This window comes from Arthrobacter sp. D3-18, from assembly GCF_054408525.1.
The window spans coordinates 837,460-856,569 of the sequence record NZ_CP096440.1 but is presented as its reverse complement, the minus strand read 5'-3'; the positions used below and the strand labels follow the sequence as shown (position 1 = coordinate 856,569).

Annotated in this window: 17 protein-coding genes and 1 tRNA gene; 10 read left to right on the top strand and 8 right to left on the bottom strand. The window is 62.1% G+C overall.

Annotation, left to right across the window (positions count from 1 at the left end):
- Positions 1-50 precede the first annotated feature (50 nt).
- Complete coding sequence (locus M1D89_RS06125; protein ID WP_011775987.1) at positions 51-728, bottom strand: Crp/Fnr family transcriptional regulator; 678 nt, start codon at positions 726-728, stop codon at positions 51-53.
- Between the two features lie 233 nt (positions 729-961).
- On the opposite strand from M1D89_RS06125, the gene M1D89_RS06120 reads away from it, so the two are divergent.
- Both M1D89_RS06120 and aroQ read left to right on the top strand, forming a co-directional pair.
- Complete coding sequence (locus M1D89_RS06120; RefSeq protein ID WP_498648953.1) at positions 962-2,146, top strand: MarP family serine protease; 1,185 nt, start codon at positions 962-964, stop codon at positions 2,144-2,146.
- A 94-nt stretch (positions 2,147-2,240) separates the two neighbouring features.
- Positions 2,241-2,705 (top strand): type II 3-dehydroquinate dehydratase, encoded by a 465-nt coding sequence (gene aroQ, locus M1D89_RS06115; protein ID WP_498648952.1) that lies wholly within the window; start codon positions 2,241-2,243, stop codon positions 2,703-2,705.
- A gap of 89 nt (positions 2,706-2,794) precedes the next feature.
- Here the strand turns inward: aroQ and M1D89_RS06110 are convergent, their stop codons facing one another.
- Genes M1D89_RS06110 through sp36 form a run of 3 tightly spaced genes read right to left on the bottom strand, consistent with a single transcriptional unit; the run spans position 2,795 to position 4,418 of the window.
- Positions 2,795-3,706, bottom strand: a complete 912-nt coding sequence (locus M1D89_RS06110) for an NUDIX hydrolase (RefSeq protein ID WP_498648950.1) — start codon at positions 3,704-3,706, stop codon at positions 2,795-2,797.
- Positions 3,707-3,723: 17 nt separating this feature from the next.
- On the bottom strand, positions 3,724-4,260 hold the full coding sequence (locus M1D89_RS06105) for a RidA family protein (RefSeq protein ID WP_498648948.1): 537 nt from the start codon (positions 4,258-4,260) through the stop codon (positions 3,724-3,726).
- A 2-nt stretch (positions 4,261-4,262) separates the two neighbouring features.
- Complete coding sequence (sp36, locus tag M1D89_RS06100; protein WP_011775990.1) at positions 4,263-4,418, bottom strand: Sp36 family protein; 156 nt, start codon at positions 4,416-4,418, stop codon at positions 4,263-4,265.
- Here sp36 and M1D89_RS06095 point away from each other — a divergent pair.
- From M1D89_RS06095 to M1D89_RS06075, 5 genes are all read left to right on the top strand, one after another.
- On the top strand, positions 4,417-6,735 hold the full coding sequence (locus tag M1D89_RS06095; protein ID WP_498648945.1) for a transglycosylase domain-containing protein: 2,319 nt from the start codon (positions 4,417-4,419) through the stop codon (positions 6,733-6,735). The genes sp36 and M1D89_RS06095 overlap by 2 nt on opposite strands.
- 2 nt (positions 6,736-6,737) lie before the next feature.
- Positions 6,738-7,685: a metallophosphoesterase gene (locus tag M1D89_RS06090; protein ID WP_498648944.1), complete on the top strand. Its 948-nt coding sequence runs from the start codon at positions 6,738-6,740 to the stop codon at positions 7,683-7,685.
- A 164-nt stretch (positions 7,686-7,849) separates the two neighbouring features.
- Positions 7,850-9,649, top strand: coding sequence for an ABC transporter ATP-binding protein (locus M1D89_RS06085; RefSeq protein ID WP_498648942.1), 1,800 nt, complete (start codon positions 7,850-7,852; stop codon positions 9,647-9,649).
- Positions 9,646-11,478, top strand: coding sequence for an ABC transporter ATP-binding protein (locus M1D89_RS06080; protein ID WP_498648940.1), 1,833 nt, complete (start codon positions 9,646-9,648; stop codon positions 11,476-11,478). Before M1D89_RS06085 ends, M1D89_RS06080 begins: the two co-directional genes overlap by 4 nt.
- 99 nt (positions 11,479-11,577) lie before the next feature.
- Positions 11,578-11,654, top strand: a tRNA-Pro gene (locus M1D89_RS06075).
- Positions 11,655-11,797: 143 nt separating this feature from the next.
- Here the strand turns inward: M1D89_RS06075 and M1D89_RS06070 are convergent.
- The gene (locus M1D89_RS06070) at positions 11,798-12,022 is read right to left on the bottom strand and encodes a hypothetical protein (RefSeq protein ID WP_498648938.1); all 225 of its coding nucleotides are present in this window, start codon (positions 12,020-12,022) and stop codon (positions 11,798-11,800) included.
- A gap of 127 nt (positions 12,023-12,149) precedes the next feature.
- Here M1D89_RS06070 and M1D89_RS06065 point away from each other — a divergent pair, with 127 nt between their 5' ends.
- Entirely contained in the window at positions 12,150-13,415 is a 1,266-nt protein-coding gene (locus tag M1D89_RS06065) for a helix-turn-helix domain-containing protein (RefSeq protein WP_498648936.1), read from the top strand.
- Positions 13,416-13,489: 74 nt separating this feature from the next.
- Here the strand turns inward: M1D89_RS06065 and M1D89_RS06060 are convergent, their stop codons facing one another.
- Together M1D89_RS06060 and purD are read right to left on the bottom strand one after the other, a co-directional pair.
- Positions 13,490-14,428 (bottom strand): phosphoribosylaminoimidazolesuccinocarboxamide synthase, encoded by a 939-nt coding sequence (locus M1D89_RS06060; RefSeq protein WP_498648934.1) that lies wholly within the window; start codon positions 14,426-14,428, stop codon positions 13,490-13,492.
- Positions 14,429-14,430: 2 nt separating this feature from the next.
- On the bottom strand, positions 14,431-15,789 hold the full coding sequence (gene purD / locus M1D89_RS06055; RefSeq protein ID WP_498648931.1) for a phosphoribosylamine--glycine ligase: 1,359 nt from the start codon (positions 15,787-15,789) through the stop codon (positions 14,431-14,433).
- Positions 15,790-15,899: 110 nt separating this feature from the next.
- On the opposite strand from purD, the gene M1D89_RS06050 reads away from it, so the two are divergent.
- Together M1D89_RS06050 and M1D89_RS06045 are read left to right on the top strand one after the other, a co-directional pair.
- Positions 15,900-16,916: an asparaginase gene (locus M1D89_RS06050; RefSeq protein ID WP_498648928.1), complete on the top strand. Its 1,017-nt coding sequence runs from the start codon at positions 15,900-15,902 to the stop codon at positions 16,914-16,916.
- A 21-nt stretch (positions 16,917-16,937) separates the two neighbouring features.
- The gene (locus M1D89_RS06045) at positions 16,938-17,342 is read left to right on the top strand and encodes a sterol carrier family protein (protein ID WP_498648927.1); all 405 of its coding nucleotides are present in this window, start codon (positions 16,938-16,940) and stop codon (positions 17,340-17,342) included.
- A gap of 64 nt (positions 17,343-17,406) precedes the next feature.
- Here M1D89_RS06045 and M1D89_RS06040 read toward each other — a convergent pair whose 3' ends face one another.
- Complete coding sequence (locus M1D89_RS06040; RefSeq protein WP_498648925.1) at positions 17,407-18,894, bottom strand: cation:dicarboxylate symporter family transporter; 1,488 nt, start codon at positions 18,892-18,894, stop codon at positions 17,407-17,409.
- Positions 18,895-19,110 lie beyond the last annotated feature (216 nt).

Sequence of the window (19,110 nt, the reverse complement as noted above, 5' to 3'; positions counted from 1 at the left end):
CACGAAAAAGCCGCCCCGGTTCAGAACCAGGGCGGCTTTTTCGTCGCTGTTTAGCGTGAGCGCTGGCGAAGGCGCTGCATGTCCAGGATCACCACGGCGCGGGCTTCCAGACGGAGCCAGCCGCGCTGAACGAACTCGGCCAGTGCCTTGTTCACGGTTTCGCGGGAAGCGCCCACCAGCTGGGCAAGTTCTTCCTGGGTGAGCTCGTGCGCTACCAGGACTCCGTCAGTGGCGGGGCGGCCGAAGCGGTCTGCCAGATCGAGGAGTGCCTTGGCTACACGGCCCGGGACGTCGGAGAAGACGAGGTCGGAGAGGGAATCGTTGGTCCGGCGGAGACGGCGGGCCAGGGCCTGCAGCAGCTGCGCGGAAACCTCAGGGCGCGTGCGGAGCAGTGCGTTGAGGCTCTCGTTCTTGAGGCCGGCCAGGCGGGTTTCCGAGACGGCGGTGGCCGTTGCGGTACGCGGGCTGGGGTCGAACAACGCCATTTCGCCGAAGAGCTCACCTGGGCCAAGGATGGCCAGGAGCGACTCGCGGCCGTCGGGGGACGTGCGGCCGAGCTTTACCTTGCCGGAAACGATGAAGTAGAGCTGGTCACCCTGGTCGCCTTCGCGGAACACCGAAGCTCCACGTGAAAGGTCCACCTCGGTGAGTTCGTCCGTCAGCAAGCGGAATGCGTCGTCGTCAAGGGTGGCGAAGAGGGGTGCGCGGCGCAATACCTCGATGTCCATGAAATCTCCTGAATATAAGTTTCGGTCGTGGCGCTCAGGCCATTGTTTCAGAATTTTTAAGCTTCTGTGACGTACTTGGCACGTGAAACGCTGAAATGGCGCGGGTTTCGGGGCATCCAGCCCCTCCTTACGCCCTTCAGAGGGGTATAACCGGCCCATATCGTGACCGGACTAACGGTTGGTTGTCAGGGTGGCCACCTAGAATTGGCGCTACCCGGCTATGAGGAGCATTGGTGTTTGGCTTGACGATATTGGATTTGGCATTGATCTTGATGCTGCTGTCCTACCTGATCTATGGCCTGCGGAACGGTTTTATGGTCACGCTGGGTGGAATCGCAGGATTCGTCGTCGGCGCCATCGCGGCCTTCATGGCAGTTCCACTCGTCAGCGGCTGGGTGACCGACAGCGGTTGGAGGCTGACCGCCACGGTGGGTGCCGCCGTCGTGCTTATCGCTTTGGGGCACGGGCTGGGCACCATGATCGGGCGTAAAGTCCGCCACGCCGTGCGGATCAAGCCGTTGCATGCCGTTGACCGATTGATCGGTGGCGTGGTGAGCGTTGTCGTGGCGGCACTGGTGATGTCCATGCTCGCGTTCAGCATCAGTTCTCTCGGCGTGCCGTTCGTTTCGCAGCAATTGGCCGAGTCCCGCGTCATTCGTTACATCGACAGTGTGACTCCCACGCCCGTCAAGAGCACCATGGCACAGCTGCGGTCCACGGTGATCGGTGACGGAATTCCCAAGCTCATTGAGGGCGTCGGCCCCGTCACGCCGGTGCCCGTCCCCAACGAGTCAACCGACACTCCAGCCCTCAACCAGGCCGCCGAATCTGTCCTCAAAATCGCCGGTACCGCATTCGAATGCGGGCAGAACCAGACCGGTTCCGGATTCGTTGTCTCGCCCGGGCGCGTCGTCACTAATGCGCACGTTGTTGCGGGCGTGTCGCAGCCCGTTGTGGAAGTTCCCGACGGCGGTGCGTTGCCGGGTCGGGTGGTGTACTTCGACTCCCAGCGGGACATCGCCGTCCTAGCCGTGGATGGTCTTCAGTCCAACCCGCTGCCCTTGAGTGCCGATTTGGCGGCGGGCAGTCCCGCCGCTTTTGCAGGGTACCCGCACGGCGGTCCGTTCCAATCCAAGCCGGCTACGGTACAAGGCATTTCAACCATTCTGGTTCCGGATATTTACGGCAACAATCCTTCGCCGGAGCTGGTCTACAGGCTGGCGGGCGACGTCCAGCCGGGTAACTCCGGTGGTCCCCTGCTGACTATGCAGGGTCAGGTGGCGGGGTTGATCTTCGCCAAGACCACAACCGACGCCGCCCTCGGCTTCGCCCTCACCATGCAGGACCTGGAACCGGTGGCTGCGCAGGCTCCCGGCCTCAGCGACCCCGTCTCCGCCGGTCAGTGCACTCGTAAGTAGGGCGTCTCCCGCATCGTGGGTGTTTTCAGGGGCCTCGTGCTCACTGAGCGGGCGCAATTCCCGCACGCTCACGGACCGCTATAGATTGGGAGTCATGACTGAAGCCACTCCCGCCGCCGAAACCGGTCGCGGCACCATTCTTGTGATAAACGGCCCCAACCTGAACCTTCTGGGTACCCGCGAACCTGAGAAGTACGGCACGTCCACCCTTGCCGATGTGGAGCAACTGGCCATGAGTGCGGCCGCCGCCCATGGCTTCACGGTTGACTGCGTTCAGTCCAACCATGAGGGCGACCTCTTGGACGCCATCCACGCTGCGCGAGGCACCGCCGTCGGAATTGTGATCAACGCCGGCGCGTACACACATACGTCCGTGGCCCTTCGTGACGCCCTGGCGGCTGTGCAGCTGCCCGCCGTCGAGGTCCACATCACCAACGTTCACCAACGTGAAGAGTTCCGCCACCACTCGTACCTGTCGGGGGTGTGCAACGCGGTCATCGTGGGAGCAGGTGTGCTCGGCTACAAGCTGGCCATCGAGTACCTGGCAGACTCGGCCTAACGCCCGAGGGATGTGAGCGAGCGACCGGCCCAAGCCCGAGGGACGTGAGCGAGCGACCGCCTCAAGCCCGAGGGATGTGAGAGAGCGTCTTAGCGCTCGCGCTGGGGCTCCCCTGCCACGGTGCGGGCGGCTTCGACCTCGAGCATCAGAATTCCGCCCTCGTCCACCAATTTCGCCTGGTACACGTGGGCTTTGCGTTTGTAGCTCAAGTAAGCGATGCATCCGTTGGCGTTGGCCATCTTTTCGAGCATGATCTCGGAACCAGGTACCAGGAGCTGACCAAGCTTGAGGCCAACGGTATTTTCCTGGCCTACTTCGTCACCGAGTGCTGAAGTGTCCCGCAGGCCGATGGCTTCGGCGGCGGTGACCCAGCGGCCCCAAACCCCCTTACTGCCCAGGATGCTGGGTTGCTGGTTCACGGGGACGGTGGCGGCGAAGTATCGGGTGTTGAAACGTGCATGGGCGAAGTCCGGGCTGAGCCAGTTCACCAGTGGTTTCAGGAGGTCGGTGCGGAGGGAGAGACCGCGCTTGGAGAGCATCTCTGTGAAGGACTTCTCCTGGGCGGCCACAGCTTCGCGGGCACGCATCCAGTCGACGGTGGAGTTCGCCTCGACCGTAGAGGAAGCATCAGGGCCTGCGAGCAGGACACCGGTTTCTTCGAAGAGTTCGCGGATTGCACCCACTACGTGACGGCGAGCGAGCCCGACGTCGTCCGTTCCCATCTGCTCAGCCCAATGCTGGGGTGAGGGGCCTAGCCAACCTACGGGGTCGTCGTCGGACGGGTCCAGCGAGCCGCCCGGAAACGCGACAACGCCCAACGGCGAGGAACCTGGCCTGTATCCAAGCCAGGTTTCCAAGCCGGTGGGCGAGTCGCGCAACAGCACAACTGAGGAGGCGTAGCGGGCGGCCCTGGGGGTCCGTTCGCCAAGCTCAAGCCAGTTTCGTGCTGCCCCTTCGAGTTCCGGGGGCAGTACGAACAGACGGCGGGCAAGCTGCGGCAATTGGGTGAACCGGTTCCTTAGCTGAATTCAGCGATGAGCTCGACTTCAACGGGAGAGTCGAGCGGCAAGACAGAGACGCCGACGGCGGAGCGTGCGTGCTTGCCGGCGTCGCCGAATACCTGTCCGAGGAGTTCGGATGCACCGTTGATCACGCCGGGCTGACCAGTGAAGGTGGGTTCGGAGGATACGAAACCCACGACCTTGACGATGCGGGTGACGCGGTCAAGATCGCCGATGACGCTCTTGACGGCGGCGAGGGCGTTGATGGCGCAGAGTGCTGCGTATCGCTTGGCGTCTTCCGGATCAACGGTGGGTTCGTCGGACGTGCCCAACTCGCCGAGGGACACCTTGCCCGTAGCTTCGAGTTTGCCGTTAATAAACGGCAGCTGTCCGGAGGTGTAAACGTAGTTGCCTGAGACGATGGCAGGTACGTAATCGGCTACGGGGGCGGCGACCTCGGGGAGGGTCAATCCGAGCTCGGCCAGACGCTGCTCAACAGCAGACGTGGGGGCGCCGGATTCCGCGGCAGAGGTGGTTTCTGCGGGGGTGGTCATGATTACTGCTTCTCCCTCTTCAGGTATGCAACAAGGCCTTTGCCATCGGGTCCACCGACGACCTGGACGAGCTCCCAGCCGTCCTCGCCCCACTGGTCCAGGATCTGCTTCGTAGCGTGAATAATGAGCGGAATCGTGGCGTACTCCCATTTGGTCATGACAGAAAGCCTAGCCCTTGCCGGTAAAGTGGAAAACATGGTGACTCGCAAGAACCCACTATTCGACACTGCCACCACCCTCGGAAAGATTCTAGGCTTCCTTGGTGTGAGCGCGATTTGTGGCGTCCTGGTGGCGGGCCTTTTGGTCCCCGCAGCCGCCGTTTCGGGCAGTGCCGCAAGTGGTTCAATTCAGTTCTTTGACACTCTGCCGGCGGAACTCCAGGTGGATCCGCCCAGCCAGAACACCACGATCCTGGCGAAGGACGGTTCGCCGATCGCCTCGATCTACGCGGAGAACCGGACCAAGGTTCCGCTGGATCAAATGAGCCCGTTCATCAAGGACGCTGTCATCGCTATCGAGGACAGCCGTTTTTATGAGCACGGCGGCATTGACACCACCGGCATCATGCGAGCCATCGTCAGCACCGCCCGCGGCAACAAGCAGGGCGCGTCCACCATCACGCAGCAGTACGTGAACAACGTCATCAACGAGTCCCTGGTGGCATCCGACCGCGAAGAAGACGTCAAGCTCAACGGTGGCGGAAAGGGCGTGGGCGACAAGCTCCGCGAAATGAAGCTTGCGATCGCCTTGGAGAAGAAGTTCTCCAAGGAACAGATACTTGAGGGTTATCTCAACATCGTCTTCTTCAACCGTGACGCCTACGGCATTGAGGCTGCCTCGAAGTTCTTCTTCAGCACCTCTGCCAAGGACCTGACGCTTCCGCAGGCTGCCCTCCTGGCCGGCCTGGTGAACAGCCCGTCGGCCTTCGATCCCATCGCCAACCCTGATAGCTCCAAGGTTCGCCGTGACCTGGTGCTCGCCTCCATGGTCAACCAGGGGAAGATCACGCAGGCACAGTACGAAGAAGCTGTCGCCACTCCGGTCACCACGCAGGTCACCCCGGCTCGCCAGGGCTGCGCGTATGCCACCATGGCGCCGTACTTCTGTGACTACGTGCTCCACCTGCTCTTCAACAACCCGGCGTACGGTGACACCACGGAAGAGCGCGTCAAGCGCATCCAGCGTGGCGGCCTCACCATCCAGACCACCCTCGATCCCACCGCTCAGAACGTCGCACAGCAGCAGGTCGACGCAACGGCTGGCGCTAACCCGGACAAGTGGGGCGCGTCGATCGTCTCCGTGCAGCCGGGTACCGGCCAGATCGTCAGCATGGCCCAGAACACTGTTTGGCTGCCTCAAGAGGGCAAGTTCGATCAGACGCAAAACTTCAACGTTGACGTCCTGGACGCCAACGGCAACGACCTCAACGGCATCGGCGGATTCCAGCCCGGTTCAACCATGAAGCCCTTCACGTTCGCCCAGTGGCTGAACGAGGGCAAGTCGATGGAAACGAACGTCAACGCGGCGGTTCGCAAATATCCGCAGAACTTCCCTTGGAAAAATACGTGCCCCACACCGACCGATGGCTTCTATGATGGCAACGTGCAGGGCAGCTTCGACCTCCAAAATGCCGAACCGCAGTACTACCGGAACATGACGGTCCTCTGGGGCCTCAAGAACTCCATCAACACAGCCACGTTCGCTTCGGCGGCGCAGGTTGACCTCTGCGGCATCCAGGGCATCGTTGATGCCACAGGCATCCACGGCGGCCTTCCGACACGCGACGACACGGGTAAAGTCACGGATCCAAACCCGAAGGTTCAGATGACCCGATTGTCCAACCTCATTGGTGCAACGCAGACCGCACCTCTGACCATGGCATCATCTTTCGCAACCTTCGCCGCTGACGGCAAGTACTGTGAACCAATTGCTATAACTTCGGTGAAAGACCAGTCCGGCGCCTCTTTGCCTGCCCAGTCTTCCAGTTGCAAGGATGCTGTGAAGCCAGAGGTTGCTCGAGGCGTCGCCTATGCCATGGGCAAGGTGTTGGACGAGGGCTCGGGATCTCTGATCCGTCCGGCCTTGAACTCCAAGAACTTCCCGGTGGCCGCCAAGACCGGAACCAATGACACCAACGGCTCAACCTGGGTAGTCGGGTACACCTCCGGCCTCGCGACTGCCTCATGGTTTGGTGATCCTCTGGATGACCAGTCTCGTCCCGGCCGTAATCTGACCATTAATGGCAAGTCCTACGATGCTATTGACGGCTACATGATTGCTGGTCCGCAGTTCACCAATTACATGCTTGCTGTGGCTCCGGCCTATGGGACCAATCCGTTCCCGGCTCCGCCGTCGAACCTGACGGGAGCTCCTGCTCCACAACGTAACAACACCCCGTCCAAAAACACCCCGTCGACGGCGCCCAACCCGCCGTCCACTGGGAATGGCAACAACGGCAACGGCAATAAGAACTGATCATGTCGTTTAGTGATTCATTGGCTAACCGCGTCCGCACTTTCGGGCGCGGTTTCGCCGTCACTGCTGCCGTCGGTGCAGCAGCAGGCGCAGCGGCGGCCGCATACGGGTGGTGGGAGAAGGATCAGTTCGAGGTCCGCCACGAAACCTTGCCCATCCTGCCGGTCGGCTCGGCCCCGCTCCGTGTCCTGCACCTGAGCGACATCCACTTCGTACCGGGCCAGGATAAGAAGACGCAGTGGCTGCAATCACTGGCAGATCTGAAGCCTGATCTCGTGGTCAACACGGGCGACAACCTCAGCCACACCAAGGCCGTCGATCCCCTGATCCAGGCTCTGCGACCCCTGCTGGAGTTCCCGGGCGTCTTCGTTCCGGGTTCCAATGACTACTACGCCCCGCGGATCAAAAACCCAGTGGGCTACTTCCGCGGCCCGTCCCGGATGCGAACCGACCCGATTGCCTTGGACTGGCCGAAGCTCCGCTCGGCCTTCGGCATGGGCGGCTGGATCGACCTCACCAACCGCGCCCAGTCAGTGGTGCTGAACGGGCTGCGCTTCGACTTCTCCGGAGTCGATGACCCCCACCTGAACCGCGAACGCTATGCCGGTTGGCCTCGAGGGACGGTCAACCAGGATGCCCGCCCGCACCTAAAGGTAGCGGTCATTCACGCTCCGTACCAGCGCGTGCTGGACCACTTCACGGAGGCCAGTGCAGACCTGATCCTTGCTGGCCACACGCACGGCGGCCAAATCTGCATCCCTGGTTACGGTGCTCTCGTCGCCAACTGCGATCTCCCCAACTGGCGTGCCAAGGGCCTCCACGATTGGGAAAGCGATAGCTTCACGACGCCGGTGAACGTCTCCGGCGGCATCGGGACGTCCCGCTTCGCACCGGTCCGCATCGCGTGCCGCCCGGAAGCAGTGCTGCTGACGCTCACGTCACGCAACTAGAGCCCACCAGCCAAGTCCGCAGATCATTGCGATCCTCAATAACTGGGTCAAACATTTCACCTTCATTGCGTAGTCCTGTGAAACGAATCACGCCATGGCATAGGGTAGTTGCTACGGGAAACTACCTCCGCACCATCTGAAGATCCAGCTGTTGAGAAGCGGGCATGTCCAAGCAAACGTCATTCTTCACCTCCGTCGGCCGCCTGTACCCTCACGTGCGGCCCATCCTCCCCCGACTATTCATGGGCCTGCTATGCGCCCTGTTGGCCAGCATCGTCGCGCTGACCATCCCGCAAGTGCTGCGGGTTCTTGTCAACAACTCTTTGCAGCCCGGTGGTTCCACGGATGCCGTCTGGATTGCCGCCGTCGTGATTCTTGCTTTGGGTATTGCCGAAGCCGGGCTGGTGGCCTTGCGCCGGCAGTTCGTCATCAACCCGGCCACGACGGTTGAGACCCGGATGCGGGTGACCCTTTACGGCCACCTGCAACAACTGACGGTCGCTTTCCACGACCGCTGGGGTTCGGGACAACTTCTGTCGCGCGCCATGACGGACCTGAGTTTCCTGCGCCGCTGGATGGCGTTTGGCGCGATCATGCTAGTGGTCACGACGCTTACTGTGATCATCGGCGTAGGCGTCATGTTCTCCATGAGCTGGCAGTTGGCACTGATCTTCCTCGGAGCGGCCGTGCCGATCATGATCAACTCGTTCCGATTCCGCCGCCGCTTCAGTTTGGTTACGCGCCTCAGCCAGGACCAAGCTGGCGACCTCGCCACCACCGTGGAGGAATCAGTCCACGGCATCCGTGTCCTGAAGGCCTTCGGGCGTAGCCGTGAAGCGCTGGAGAACTTCAACGGCCAGGCAGAAGAACTGCGCCAGACCGAGATCGCCAAGGCCAAGCAGCAGGCTGGCTTCACGCTGGTAGTTACGCTGCTGCCGGAGTTGGCGTTGGGCGTCGGCCTGGTGGTGGGCATCATGCTCGCCGCGAGTGGGGAACTCAGCATCGGCGCGTTGGTGGCGTTCTTCGCAACAGCGGCCGTGGTAGCCACTCCGGTGGAATTTTCCGGCATGCTCCTGGCCATGGCGCTGACGGCCAAAACCGCCTTGGACCGCCACTTCGAGGTGATGGATACGGAGAACACCATCACCTCGCCGGCTCAACCCGCTGTTCCGGAAAGCGTGAAGGGCGCCCTTCGCTTTGAGCACGCAGGTTTCGGGTTCGACGACGGCGGCACCCTCCTGCACGACGTCACCCTGGATATACGCCCTGGGGAAACAATGGCCCTTGTCGGCATCACGGGCAGCGGCAAGAGCGCCCTGCTCCAGCTGGTCCCCCGCCTCTATGACGTCACCGAGGGCGCCGTGACTATCGACGGCGTGGACGTTCGCGACTACGACATCGACGAACTCCGAAAGATCGTCGCCGTGGCGTTCGAGGACACCACGCTGTTCTCCAGTTCGGTCCGGGACAACGTACTGCTCGGAGCCCCCGATCCCAGCGACGCCGCCTTGGACGAGGCCCTGGATGTGGCACAGGCCCAGTTCGCCTACTCGTTGCCTGACGGTGTGCACACCTTGATCGGCGAGGAAGGGCTGAGCCTTTCCGGCGGTCAACGGCAGCGCATAGCGTTGGCGCGTGCCATCGCCGCCAAGCCCAAGGTTTTGGTCCTTGACGATCCCCTGTCCGCCCTGGACGTGAATACCGAGGAACGTGTGGAGGCCCGTTTGCGCGAGGTCCTGCGCGAGACCACCACCCTGATCGTCGCGCACCGCCCCTCCACCGTGGCCTTGGCGGACCGCGTGGCCCTGCTCGAAAACGGGACCATCACCGCCGTCGGGACCCATACGGAACTGCTGGCCGGGAACGATCACTACCGCTACGTCATCGCCAGCCTGGACGCCGGTCCAAAGGACCTGGACACCGAACTGGATGAGCTCGAAGAAGCTGAGGAGGCCCGCCGGTGACTGCCGCAACGTTTGGAACCGCCAACGAGGACAACACCCTCCTCACCAAGGCAGACAGCAAAGCCGTACGACGCCGGTCGCTCACCTTGCTTGCCTCGCTCATCCGGCCCGTGCGGTTGCGTTTTTGGCTGACGATCGTGATGGTTGTTGTCTCGCAGCTCACCCGGGTTGCCGGGCCTGCGCTGATCGCCTTTGGCATCGATAACGCGCTCCCCGCTCTGCAGGCCGGCGACAACGGGCCCTTGGTGCTGGCCGGTTCCCTGTACTTGGCAGCTGCAATTGCCACGGCCGGGATGACGGCGCTTTACGTGACCTCCACTGCCCGGCTGAGCCAGGCCATGCTGTTGGATCTGCGCCTTCGGGTCTTCCGGCACACCCAGCGGTTGAGCCTGGAGTTCCACGAGAAATACACCTCGGGCCGCATCATTGCCCGTCAGACCTCGGACCTCGAAGCGCTGCGCGAACTCTTGGATTCCGGGGTGAGTTCCCTGGCGTCCGGCATGTTGTTCATGGTGTTCACCGCGTTCACGATCTTTGCGCTCGACTGGCGCAGCGGCTTGATAGTCCTCGCGGCCGGGGTTCCCATGTTCTTCCTCGCCCGTTGGTACCAGAAGCATTCACAGATCGCGTTCCGTGAGTCTCGCGTGGTGTCCGCCCGCTTGATCGTTCACTTCGTGGAAACGATGACCGGGATCCGTGCCGTGAAAGCCTTCCGCAAGGAGCGCGAGAATGCCTCCCGATACGGCGAGCTGGCTGAGGACTACCGCAAGAACACCGTCCGCTCCATCAACTTGAACGGCATCTTCCAGCCTGGTTTGGTGCTGATCGGCAATGTTTGTGTGGCCGTGGTCCTGCTGTTTGGCGGCTTCCGCGTGCTGAATGGAGACCTGGCTGTTGGCGTCCTGCTGGCACTGATCCTGTCCACCAAGCGTTTCTTCCAGCCCGTGGACCAGATGGCTATGTTCTACAACTCCTTCCAGAGTGCACAGGCTGCCTTGGAAAAGGTGTCCGGGCTCCTCGAAGAAGTGCCCACCGTCCGTCCACCAAAGAACCCGGTACCGCTGAAGAGCTCACGCGGCGAGATCGACTTCAAGGCTGTGGAGTTCGGCTACAGCGACGGCAAGGTTGTAGTCCCAAAGCTCAACCTTCACATCCCGGCTGGCCAGACAGTTGCCCTGGTGGGTCAGACGGGTGCGGGAAAGTCGACGTTGGCCAAGCTCGTGGCACGCTTCTACGACGTCACGTCAGGCGCCATCACCCTGGATGGCGTCGATCTTCGTGACCTGTCCACCACAGACCTCCGCCGAGCCGTGGTGATGGTGACGCAGGAGGCGTTCCTCTTCAGCGGCTCCGTGGCAGAGAACATTGCATTGGGCAGGCCAGAGGCTTCCCGTTCTGAGGTCGAGTCCGCAGCTGCAGCGGTGGGTGCTCACGAGTTCATCATGAGCCTTCCCGAGGGATACGACACGGACGTCAACAAGCGGGGTGGTCGGGTGTCATCCGGTCAACGCCAGCTCATCGGCTTCGCCCGAGCGTTCCTGGCCGCACCTGCCGTGTTGATCCTGGATGAGGCAACGTCCTCCTTGGACATTCCTTCTGAGCGCATGGTCCAGCAAGGACTGTCCAACCTGTTGGAGGGAGTGGCCGGTGGCCGGGGAGCCCGGACGGCAATCATCATCGCCCACCGCCTCTCAACTGTGGAGACGGCTGACAGGGTTCTGGTGGTCCACGACGGACGCATTGTGGAGGACGGGACGCCGGCCGAGTTGATTAGCGGTGGCGGACGGTTTGCCCAGCTGCACGGGGCCTGGCGCGACTCGTTGGTCTAGCCTTTCTGTGGGTCGAGGCAGTGACGAGGGACACCTGCTGCTCGATTTCGCATCACGGCACGTTTCGGCTATTCTTGAACAGTTGCTTTCGCAGCGGATCGGGATGTAGCGCAGCTTGGTAGCGCGCTTCGTTCGGGACGAAGAGGTCGCAGGTTCAAATCCTGTCATCCCGACCAAACACGAGAATGGCGTCGAGAAATCGGCGCCATTTTTGTTTCCCCATTCTCCCAACCAAGGCGCGCACCACCCGCGTCAGGGCAAAAAGAAACCCCCGGAGCATCGCTCGTCACGCTCCGGGGGTTTCTTTACTACAATTGTTTTACATAGGGTCGGGCCAGTTACCAATGGACATCGTGGTGACTGTCGTTTCGGTCTTGTCCTTCTTGGGTGTGGTGGTGGTGGACCGCATGGGGTCCGGCCAGTTACCAATGGCGCTTACTGTGCTGGAATCTGCTGCAGGAGCAGCGGAGACAACCCCGGGAGCCGCAACCGCGAACGTCAGTGCGCCCGCCACGGCCACTGAAGCGATGATTTTCTTGAACATGATGTAGTACCCCAATGCGAGTCGGATTCGTTACGGAAATTGCACGGTCCCTGTTGACATACATTGTAAAATGTTTTCCACAGAGACTGTCAAGGTTTTGGTCAAAAGACACCTGTAGGAGGGACCCGTGGGAAACGGATTCGGCGAGAAGCTACGTGCCGAACGGCTCGAACGTGGGTTAACGCAGGCAGAGCTCGGCAAAAACCTGTATTCACCGAGCTACATTTCGCTGCTCGAGACAGGCCGGCGTGAGCCTACGGCTGAGGTCATCGAGGAGCTGGCCCGCAGGCTTGAACTTGCACCGAAGGCCTTGGAAGCCTGGAGCCAACCGGTCTCCGTGAGTGATGCCGAGTACGTCCTCGCCGGTCTCTACGCCCGACAGGCCTGGGATCTTCGCGACTACCAACTCGCCGCCAGCCACGCTGCCACAGCCGCGCAGATTGCCCTCGAGGCCAAGAACAACAGCGCCTGGTGGAACATGACTTACATGCAGGCCGAGTGCGTGATGAAGCAAGGCCAGCTGAAGGAATGTCAGCAAATCGTTGAGCACCTCCTGGAACACCCCATGGCCACCGAATCCGCTGGCCTCGGAGTCCGCGCCTGGCAGATGCTTGCCGCGGTGTGTCACGGACAAGGCCAACTGGCCACCGCCGTCGAGCATGCCAAGCAAGCCGTAAAGCTCAGCGAGCAGCTGCCCAAGGGATCCACGCTCATCATCGGTGCGCACCGCGCGCTGATTGGTGCCCTGGCCGAGAGCGGCAAGCTGGACGAAGCGTGGCAGTACTGCCTGGCCATGATCGAGCACATGGACGAACACTCCATGTCGCAACTGGCCGGCGAAGTCGCTTGGGTGGTCGGCAACGTCGCCTTCATGCGCCACGACTACATTGAGGGCATCAAGCACCACGAGCGTGCAGCCAAGCTCCTATCCCCCGCCAACGACATTGAGCTGTGGGCCCGTTTCAACAAGGCATCCGCAGCGGTTCGACTGTCCTCTGGGATTGTGGAACCGGAAACCTTGTCCGCCATTGAGCGTGCAGAACTCGCGCTGTCCATTGTGGGCGGAAACAAGACAGACCAGCTTGAAGTCGCCTTCATCCGCGCCCGCTGGCTGTACCTGACCGGGGACATCCCTGCCGCCGTCGAGAAGCTCCGCGAGATCCACGCCGACCGCAAGGTATTGGCGCGGCACACCGCAGGTGAAGTTTCGCTGCTGCTGGGCAAGTCCTTAAAAGCAGCCGGGGAAGCCGCGGAGGCGCTCCAGTTCCTGGAAGAGGCGCAGCACGACTTCAGTGCGGCAGGAGCGTCGGACCGGGTTCAGCAGGCCATGGACGCAGTGCTGGAGATCCGCCTCGCCGAGCGCCGTGCCGCAAAGGAACACTCGGAAGCCTGATTACCCAAGTAAGTCGCAGTTCAGGTCGTTATGAGAGCTCACAACGACCTGAACTGCGACTCAGTTGGGTGCTTCTAGGCGAAGGTGCGGCCCGTTAGCTTCTCGTAAGCCTCAACGTAGCGGGCACGGGTGCGCTCCACAACCTCGGCGGGCAGTGCAGGCGGCGGAGTGTCGGAGGACTTGTCCCAGCCGGACTCGGCGGACGTTAGCCAGTCACGGACGTACTGCTTGTCGTACGAAGGCTGCGACTGACCCGGCGCATAGGTGGATGCGTCCCAGAACCGTGAGGAGTCCGGGGTGAGGACTTCGTCGCCCAGTGTGATGATGCCGGTGGCCGCGTCGATGCCGAACTCCACCTTGGTGTCGGCCAGGATGATGCCGCGGTCGCGGGCGATCTCCTCAGCGCGGGTGTAGATCTTCAACGTGAGTTCGCTGAGGCGGGCAGCGATGTCGTCGCCCACCATGGCCACCACATCGTCATAGGTGATGTTGACGTCGTGTTCGCCAACTTCGGCCTTGGCAGAGGGCGTGAAGAGGGCCTTTTCCAAGCGTGAACCGTCAACCAGGCCCTCGGGCAGCGGAATGTTGCAGACCGTGCGGGATTCCTTGTACTCAGCCAGGCCGGAGCCGGTGAGATAGCCGCGCGCGATGCATTCCACCGGAAACATGTCCAGCTTCTTGCAGATCATGGCGCGGCCTTCGACGGCGGCAGGAACGCCACCCTCAACCGTGGACGCCAACACGTGGTGCTCAACATCCAACTGGTCGAACCACCACAAGCTCAGCTGCGTCAGGACACGGCCCTTGTCCGGGATTTCGCTGCTCAGCACGTGATCGTAGGCGCTGATGCGGTCGCTGGCGACAACCAGCACGCATTCCTGGCCGATCTTGTCCGTGATTGCTTCGTCTGCCGGGACGTAGAGGTCGCGGACCTTGCCGGAGTAGACGTGCGTCCAGCCCGGAAGTTCCAGCGTTTCGGTTTCGAAGCCGCCCGTAGGGATGCCTTCAGTCATGCTCAGGCCTGCACTTTCGGGATGGTTCCTGTAGCCGTGTACGGAACGCGGATTTCGCCGCGGGCGGCTTTGCCTCCGATGTCCGTACGGAACTGTGAGCCTTCAAGCTGAACCAGCTCAACGCCGTCGTACGCCTTTTCACGGGCCTCCACCAGATCTGAACCGAGCGCGACAACAGCAAGGACACGGCCGCCGGCCGAGACCACTTTGCCTTCGTCGTCCAGCTTGGTGCCGGCGTGGACTACGTGGACACCGTCCAGTTCATCCACCTTCTTCAGGCCACGGATGCGATCGCCCGTCCGGGGTGCGTCGGGGTAGTTTTCGGCAGCAACGACGACGGCGACTGCCGTGTCCTTGGACCAGCGCAGCTCTTCAGCCGTGTCCAGTTCGCCCTTGGCAGCGGCCAGCAGCAGCGCACCGAGAGGCGTCTTGAGGCGAGCGAGGACGGCCTGCGTTTCGGGGTCGCCGAAGCGAACGTTGAACTCGATGACACGCATGCCGCGGGAAGTCAGGGCGAGGCCGCAGTACAGCACACCAACGAAGGGGGTGCCGCGGCGGGCCATCTCGTCCACGGTCGGCTGGGCAACGCGGTCGATGACTTCCTGAACCAGGCCCTCGGGAGCCCATTCAAGCGGGGTGTACGCGCCCATGCCGCCGGTGTTGGGCCCTTCGTCGTTATCGAAGATGCGCTTGAAATCCTGTGCCGGGGACAACGGAACGGTGGTGCGGCCGTCGCAGAGGACGAACAGGGAAACCTCGGGGCCGTCAAGGAATTCCTCGATGACCACGGTTCCACCGGCGTCGAAGCACGCCTGTGCATGCGCCAGGGCCTCTGCGCGGTCCCTGGTGACCACCACGCCCTTACCCGCGGCCAGGCCGTCGTCCTTGACTACATACGGGGCACCAAAGGTGTCCAAGGCGTCGGCAGCTTCGTCGGCGTTGGTGGCAACGCGGGCCATGGCTGTGGGAACGTTGGCTTCGGCCATGATCTGCTTGGCGAAGGCCTTGGAAGCCTCCAGCTGGGCTGCTTCCTTGCTGGGACCGAACACCGGGATGCCGGCTTCGCGGACGGCGTCGGACACACCGGCAGCCAAGGGTGCCTCGGGTCCTACAACAACCAGGTCCACGCCCAGCTTGGTGGCGAGGGCGGACACGGCTTCCGGGTTGTTCCCGTCAATCGCGTGGGTGGGAACGAGTTTGCTGATGCCCGCGTTGCCTGGGGCCGCGTGGACCTCGGAAACGTTGGGGTCTTCAAGCAGAGAGCGGACAATGGCGTGTTCGCGGCCGCCTGGGCCAATGACGAGTACCTTCACAGTCCTCAAGGGTACTTTGTGAAGGGCGCGGGGCCTAAGCTGTGTCATTCACCGGACCTGTGGAAACGGATCCCGTGCAGGGCCTGCGTGCACGGGATCACGCGCGCGGGCGCGCGTATGACCGGGGAACCGCCCTGCCGCGCCCCTAGACTTGCTTCATGCCCATAAGTTCGCATGAAACGTTCAACGTTGAGTCCGCGGTGGAACTGGCAGTGATCGAACGAAGTGGCTTTATTGAGTCCCGGCACATCGGCGCAGCCGTGGTTCTTGCCGGTGACGGCTCGGTGGTCACCCGTCTTGGTGACATCGACGCCCCCATCCTCGCCCGCTCCACCCTCAAACCCTTCCAGGCCTTGGCGTCCATGCAGTCCGGCGTGCCCCTCCGCGGCGCCCAGGTTGCTGTGGCTTGTGGCAGCCACACCGGTTCCCTGGATCATATGGACGTTGTGGAGGGGATGCTGAAAGCAGCGGGTGTTAAAGAAGAAAACCTCCAGTGCCCCACCGCCTGGCCCCAGGACGAAACGGCCCGCAACTGGCTAATCCGCTCCGACCGCGGACAATCCAAGCTGGCCTTCAATTGCTCCGGCAAGCACGCAGCATTCCTGTGGGCTTGCACCGAAAACGACTGGGACCTGCGCAGCTACCTCGAACCAAACCACCCGCTGCAGCAGCGCGTTCGCTCGGTGATTGAGGAATACAGTGGCGAACGCATCTCCCACTTGGGCATCGACGGCTGTGGAGCACCTGTTGCCGCCATCTCGTTGACCGGCCTCGCCCGCGCCTACTCCCGCCTGGCCAAGTCCCCGGGCGATAAATCGTCCAACGCGCGTGCCGCCACCATCGCCACGTCCATGCTGGATTACCCCTGGGCCGTCCAAGGCAAGGGTGAGTCCAACACGATCGTCATGGAGGAGCTGGATGTCCTGGCCAAGATCGGCGCCGAGGGCGTCCTGGTCATGGCCACTCCCACAGGCGCCACCGTGGCCGTGAAGATGCTGGACGGCAACCTTCGCGCCACGTCCTTGGTAGGACTGACTCTCCTGGCCGTGAGCGGTGCCGTGGACATCCCGGCAGTTTCCAGTGTTTTGGAGCGCGTGGTGGAGCCCGTGCTCGGCGGCGGCCACGAGGTGGGCAAGATCCGGCTCGGCCACGCTGTCTCCGCCCTGCTGGACTAGTACTTCGGAGGAGAAGAACACATGGCAGTTGCACGACGACGCGTCAACATTGATGAAGGCCGCGCCGCCCTCGCAGCCTGGCAGGCCGCCGTCGAGCCTCCCGGCAGTACAGGTGAGCCGGGAGGCGTAGCCGGGACACCGCCGTCGCGCACTTTAATTGCGACGGCGGTCCGCTACTCCCTGGAGGAAGTCACCGCCCGCGCCCCCGGCAACTCTGTGGAAGTCCGCGTGCCGCCGTTCGGTGTGACGCAGTGCGTGGAGGGGCCCCGCCACACGCGTGGCACTCCCCCGAACGTAATTGAGTGCGACGCCGCCACTTGGCTTTCGTTGGTGACGGGCAGGATTTCGTGGGCAGACGCTGTTTCGGAACACAAGCTGACTGCGTCCGGTTTACGTGCCGACCTCTCGGAGTTACTGCCCCTTTAGTGGGCTTTTATACAGCTGAGGCCCCTCAAGAATTCTCTTGAGGGGCCTCATGCTTTGGGGCGTACTAGTCCGGGCAGACCGGGGCGGATGGTTGGCCCCGTTTGCTCATTTCGAACTGCGGGATGTCTTCCGAAGCTGGGCCACCACGGAATTTCGGCGAGGGCTCCTGGCCGCCACTGATGCGTTCGAGTTCCTGTTCCTCGAAGACTTCTTCCTTGCCGAGCATGATGGCGGAATCGTGATTGGTGATCTCGCCATTGAAGGCGCGGAGCATGACGCTACGGTCGAACTGGCCTTCCCATTTGGCCACAACGAACGTTGCCACGCAGTTGCCCAACAGGTTCACCACGACGCGCATGGAGTCCATGAGGCGGTCGGCTCCGAGGAGGAGTGCCACGCCGGCTACCGGGAAGATGCCCAGCGCAGCTGCCGTGGCGGAGAGTGCCAGGAAGGACGAACCTGGCACGCCGGCCATGCCCTTGGAGGTGAGGAGCAGGACGCCCAACGCCGCCAGTTGCTGACCAAGGTCAAGGTTGTGGCCGAAGGCCTGCGCTAGGAACAGGAGTGAAATAGACAGGTAGATCGCTGCGCCGTCCAGGTTGAAGGAGTAACCCGTGGGAACCACCAGGCCCGTGGTGGCCCGGGAGCAGCCGGCATTGGTCAGCTTGGTCATGATGCGCGGCATGACTGCTTCAGTGGAGGCGGTGCCGAGTGCCAGCAGGAATTCTTCACGGGTGTACTTGAGGAACGCCCACAGCGGGACCCGGGCGAAGCCCCAGGCCACCAGGAACAGCAGGCCAATGAAGATGATCGCTGCGCCGTAGCAGGCAGCTATCAAGAGGGCATAAGTGCTGAGCGTGCCAAGTCCGTACTGGCCAATAATGAACGCCATGGCACCAAATGCACCGATGGGAGCCACTTTCATGATCCAGGACATGATCTTGAAGATCAGCTCCAGGACGGTTTCCATGAGGCTGATGACCGGGAGGCAACGTTCGCGGCCGATGACCACGATCGCTGCACCAAAGAACACGGAGAAGAACAGCACCTGAAGCAGGCTGTTGTTGGCAAAAGCACCGATCACGCTGACGGGAATGACATCCAGGATGAAGGCTGCAGCGTCCTTGGGAGGCGCGTTGCCGGTCTTGGCGTTGAGCGCGTCCTGGGAGAGCGTAGCGGGGTCGATATTAAGGCCAGCACCAGGCTGAACGATGTTTCCGACGATGAGCCCGAAGACGAGGGCGAAAAGAGTGGCGCCGGTGAAGTACAGGAGCGCTTTGACCCCGACCCTTCCGACCGCCTTGACGTCGCCCACTGCCGAGATGCCTGTGACGATCACGAGGAAAATCAGCGGGGCAATGATCATCTTGATGAGTTGAATGAATCCATCGCCCAGTGGCCGGAGGGCGGACCCAATGGTCGGCCAAAAATGACCGATGAGTACACCTGCGACGACGGCGATCAGGATTTGAAAAAAGAGCGACTGGTACAGCCGCTTTTTCTTCTGCGGGGCCGAACTCGCCTTCAGCGCCGCGGAGTCTGGGATCTTCATTGATCTGAACCAATCAGTTTGGGAACGGCCCCACATTTTGAGGGGGTTTTTCAAATGTAAGCCTGCTCACACCATTCCGCAAGGGGAAATAACATTTCCATATTATGGAAAGTCATATTGGGTTCGGAGCTAGGTTGGCGGTGCGCCCACGACCTTCTTTGACGCAGAAATGCCCGTGACACACCCTTCTAGGGCGTGTCACGGGCATTTCGGAAT

What these genes read in the sequence shown, in the direction of transcription:
- sp36 (WP_011775990.1), bottom strand. Translation starts at nt 4,418, where the DNA reads ATGACCAAATGGGAGTACGCCACGATTCCGCTCATTATTCACGCTACG.
- M1D89_RS06040 (WP_498648925.1), bottom strand. Translation starts at nt 18,894, where the DNA reads ATGAAGATCCCAGACTCCGCGGCGCTGAAGGCGAGTTCGGCCCCGCAG.
- M1D89_RS06060 (WP_498648934.1), bottom strand. Translation starts at nt 14,428, where the DNA reads ATGACTGAAGGCATCCCTACGGGCGGCTTCGAAACCGAAACGCTGGAA.
- M1D89_RS06090 (WP_498648944.1), top strand. Translation starts at nt 6,738, where the DNA reads ATGTCGTTTAGTGATTCATTGGCTAACCGCGTCCGCACTTTCGGGCGC.
- aroQ (WP_498648952.1), top strand. Translation starts at nt 2,241, where the DNA reads ATGACTGAAGCCACTCCCGCCGCCGAAACCGGTCGCGGCACCATTCTT.
- M1D89_RS06105 (WP_498648948.1), bottom strand. Translation starts at nt 4,260, where the DNA reads ATGACCACCCCCGCAGAAACCACCTCTGCCGCGGAATCCGGCGCCCCC.
- M1D89_RS06095 (WP_498648945.1), top strand. Translation starts at nt 4,417, where the DNA reads ATGACAGAAAGCCTAGCCCTTGCCGGTAAAGTGGAAAACATGGTGACT.
- M1D89_RS06070 (WP_498648938.1), bottom strand. Translation starts at nt 12,022, where the DNA reads ATGTTCAAGAAAATCATCGCTTCAGTGGCCGTGGCGGGCGCACTGACG.
- M1D89_RS06085 (WP_498648942.1), top strand. Translation starts at nt 7,850, where the DNA reads ATGTCCAAGCAAACGTCATTCTTCACCTCCGTCGGCCGCCTGTACCCT.
- M1D89_RS06125 (WP_011775987.1), bottom strand. Translation starts at nt 728, where the DNA reads ATGGACATCGAGGTATTGCGCCGCGCACCCCTCTTCGCCACCCTTGAC.
- M1D89_RS06050 (WP_498648928.1), top strand. Translation starts at nt 15,900, where the DNA reads ATGCCCATAAGTTCGCATGAAACGTTCAACGTTGAGTCCGCGGTGGAA.
- purD (WP_498648931.1), bottom strand. Translation starts at nt 15,789, where the DNA reads ATGACACAGCTTAGGCCCCGCGCCCTTCACAAAGTACCCTTGAGGACT.
- M1D89_RS06045 (WP_498648927.1), top strand. Translation starts at nt 16,938, where the DNA reads ATGGCAGTTGCACGACGACGCGTCAACATTGATGAAGGCCGCGCCGCC.